The organism is Brevundimonas sp. (assembly GCF_032107865.1).
In the GTDB taxonomy this organism is placed as follows: Bacteria; Pseudomonadota; Alphaproteobacteria; order Caulobacterales; family Caulobacteraceae; genus Brevundimonas.
Map to the genome: position 1 here is coordinate 1 of NZ_DAMCNG010000128.1, position 3,748 is coordinate 3,748.

Annotated in this window: 3 protein-coding genes; all 3 read right to left on the minus strand. The window is 69.8% G+C overall.

The genetic code is table 11. From position 1 onward, the window contains the following. Positions 1–69: 69 nt before the first annotated feature. On the minus strand, positions 70–1,599 hold the full coding sequence (locus RT567_RS11040) for an AAA family ATPase (RefSeq protein WP_313576423.1): 1,530 nt from the start codon (positions 1,597–1,599) through the stop codon (positions 70–72). Then, positions 1,596–2,276: a CpaD family pilus assembly protein gene (locus tag RT567_RS11045; protein ID WP_313576424.1), complete on the minus strand. Its 681-nt coding sequence runs from the start codon at positions 2,274–2,276 to the stop codon at positions 1,596–1,598. The genes RT567_RS11040 and RT567_RS11045 overlap by 4 nt, the downstream gene beginning before the upstream one ends. A 5-nt stretch (positions 2,277–2,281) precedes the next feature. Beyond that, positions 2,282–3,748 (minus strand): type II and III secretion system protein family protein (locus RT567_RS11050; protein ID WP_313576425.1); only part of this gene is annotated, 1,467 nt, incomplete at its 5' end.

Here is a 3,748-nt window from a genome sequence, read left to right on the forward strand (position 1 = left end):
GGAGCCGGCGCGGGTCGCGGCGCGGCGGGGGCCAGGCCCGACGGTGCTGTCCGCTTGCCGAACACGGCCTCAGCGCTTCTTGCTGAACAGAGAGCCGAGCAGAGAACTGCCCCCGGCGCTCTTGGCCGCTGCTGTCGGCTTGGCGCGCCCTGCAGCGCGCGCGGATGCGGCGGGCAGCTCACGGCGCGAGACGATCTGGGCCAGGGTCTCGAAGGCTTCGGCCGCCTTGGTCTTGGCGGCGGCGTCGATGATCATCTGGCCGTTGTTGGCGGCCGAGCCGAACACCTTGGCGTCGAAGGGGATGCTGAGGCTGGGATGGATGCCCAGGGCCGCGCCGAAGTCCTTGGCCGGTATCTCGGGCCGACCCGGTATGCCCACCTGGTTCAGCACCAGACGCGGCGGGGCGTCGTTGGGGCGTCCCTGCTTGATCAGGTCGATCATGTTCTTGGCGTTGCGCAGCGAGGCCAGGTCCGGCGTCGCCACCACCACCACTTCATCGGCTGCGATCAGCGCCCGCCGCATCCAGCCCGACCACAGGTGCGGCAGGTCCAGCACGACGAAGGGGGCGGTCGCCCTGATGCGGGTGGTGACCTCCTCGAAGGCCTCGGCGCCGATGTCCCAGTCGGTCTCCAGCGTCGCGGGCGCGGCGAACAGGCTCAGCTTGTCGGTACAGCGGACCATCATCCGGTCCAGCAAGGTGGCGTCCAGGCGATCCGGCTGGTTCAGGGCGTCCGCCACGCCGTTCAGCGGATCCTGGTTGAAGTCCAGCCCCGCCGTGCCGAACGGCAGATCATAGTCGACGATGACGGTGTTGACACCGATCCGCTCGCTCATCGCATAGGCGGTGTTGTGCGCCACGGCCGAGGCGCCTGCCCCGCCGCGCGCGCCGACGAAGGCGATGGTGCGGCCGACGAAAGGCTGGGCCGGATCGGCAAACAGGCCCCCGATGGCGGCAATCAGTTGCAGCGGCTGCACCGGCGCCACCAGATATTCGCTCACGCCCCGCCGCATCAGCTCGCGGAACAGCAGGATGTCGTTGGTCGCGCCGATGATGACGACCTTGGTGCCCGCGTCGCAGACCTGGGCCAGTTGGTCGATCTCGGCCAGCAGATCCTGCGGCGCCTTCAGGCTCTCGACGATGATCAGGGGCGGCGTCGGCTCGGCCTGATAGGATTCGATCGCCGCCTGGACGCCGCCGAGGCGGATCTGGGTCGTGGCGCGGGCCATGCGGCGGTCCTGGCCGGCGCGTTCGGCGGCGGCGGCCGTATCCTGGCGCTCGGCGAAGATGTGCACGCCGATGCGCGGGATCGACACCTCGACCGAGGCCGGCCCGCCCATCGCCAGGGCCGTGGACGTCTCGACCGCGGGCATGGCGGCGACCACCGGCGGCGCGACGGCGGGTGAAGCGCCCGAGGCGTTCATCGCCGTCTCGGTTTCCGTCCGCATCCGCCCGACCGGATCAAAGGGGTCAGACGCCTGTCCCATGGGCGCAGGCGCGGGCGCCCCCGTCGGGTGCAGGTCCATGAACTCATCATCAAGATCGAAACCGTCCAGGGCGTCGAAATCCTGAGAAGGGAAGGGCTTGGGCGCCGTCGTCATTGCACAGCCTGTGAAATCTTGGTCTGCGACAACAGGGTCTCACGCTGGGCGGAGGTCTGCCCGCCCTCGCGATAGGCGTCGAACACCACCGAGCGACGACCGGAATCCGCCGGGGTCATGGCGCGCGGGGCGACGATGTCGCGCGGATCGGCGATCTGGGCGGCCAGGTTGGCGTTCACGGCGCAACCGAAGTTGGAGGCCGATTGATTGTCGCCGGTGCGGCCCAGATTGCCCCACTGGGTTCCGCACTGCGGCACGACGGCGCGCACCGTCTCGAAGCCGACCAGCACCGGCGCCCTGGGGTCCGGGGCGGCGTAGCCGACCAGTTGGATACGCTCGCCCGGCACGCCCGCCGCCTCGAACGCCGCCTTGACGTTCCAGGCCGCCTGGGTTGCTACGGGATCGCCGCCCGCCGGCGCCTCGATCACCAGCACCGGCGCGCCTTCCATGGCGAAGCGCCCGACCAGAGCCTCCAGCGCCGCGCGCTGATTGGCGGACAGACCGGCCTCGTGCACCGCCAGGGCGATGCGATCCACCCCTGGCTCGACTTGCAGACTGAAGCGCGAGGTCGGCGTCAGCGGCGGCTCGCCGCCCAGACTGGCCGGCCCTCCGACGCAGGCCGACAACGCCAGGCTCAGGCTCAGGACAGCAGCGGAGATGGAGACGGTGCGGATCATGGCGCTCACTCGATCACATAGCCGACAGGGCCGCGCCATCCGGCGCCCGGCTGGGCCGCCGGGGCGGGCGAACCGTAGACCTGGTTCAACTGGCCGAAGAAGATGGTCTGGGCGTCCTGGGCGATGCGCAAGCCATCGGCGGGCGTCTGCATCCGATCCGGCGAGGTCGGGTTGACGATATAGGGCTCGACGATGACCACCAGCTCGGTCTCGCCCATCACATAGTCGCGCGAGCGGAACAACTGGCCCAGCACAGGCAGATTGGTCATGCCCGGCAAGGCGTCGATCGCCTGTCGCGTGGATTCCTGAAGCAGGCCGGCGATCATCATCGACCCGCCCGAAGGCAGTTCGATGGTGTTCTCGCTGCGCCGCACCGTCAGACCCGGCAGGGTGATGGAGGACGGCGTGCCCGCGCCGATAGTCAGGCCGCCGCTGGGCGTAAGCTCCGACACCTCGACCTTGACCTGCAGGCTAATACGCCCTTCCGACAGGACCACCGGCCGGAACGACAGGCCGACGCCGTAGGGCTTGTATTCGACGGTGACCTGGCCTTCGCGATCACGTCCGGCGGGCACGGGGAACTCGCCCCCGGCCAGGAAGCTGGCCGCCTCGCCGTTGACCGACGTCAGATTGGGCTCGGCTAGCATCCGCACCAGGCCGACGCGCTCAAAGGCCTTGAGCATGGCCTCGCCCTTGTTCAGCCCGTCCGAGCCGGGGCCGGTTCCAGGCTTTGCCGTGTCCCAGTTGGACGGATCGCCGGGGCTGCCGTCGACCGTCACCGGGCACATGGCGCCTTCCGGCCAGCCCGGACCGATACAAGGCACCTGCATCTGGAAGTTCTTGGTGGTGTCGCGCGCGATCCCGCCCGCCAGACCGCCCAGGAAGGAGCCGTTCACGCCCCAGGTGGCGCTGTTGCCCAGCAGCCATTGAGTGTCGCCGACACGGCCGAGCACCGCCTGGGTGTCAAAGCCGAGCTGCTTGATGGCGTTGCGCTGCACCTCGACCACGCGCACCTTCAGCGTCACCTGATCCGATCCGGCGACGGCGATCATGTTCATGACCTTTTCGGGCGCGCTGACGAAGGCGCGGGCCACCTGGGCGGCGCGTTCGGCTTCAAGCGGGCTGGCCGCCACGCCGGTCAGGATGATGCTGTCGTTGACCGCCTCGGCGCGCACGTTCGAGCCCGGCGCCACGCGCGCTAAAGTATCCTGAAGCGCGCTGACCCCCGCGTCCACGCGCACCCGCAGCGCCAGGATGGTGCGCCCGCTCGCGTCCAGGAAGACGGCGTCCGTCTCGCCGCCCGCCAGGCCGATCATGGTGATCCGGCGCGGCGAATGCAGCATGGCCTCGGCCACGGCCGGATTGGAGATGATGACGTCGCGCGCATCCGCCGGCAGGTCGACGGCGAAGGAGGTTCCGCGCGGCAGATTGACCATCTGCGGGGCCGAGCCTGCGGTGATGGCGGCGCGCGT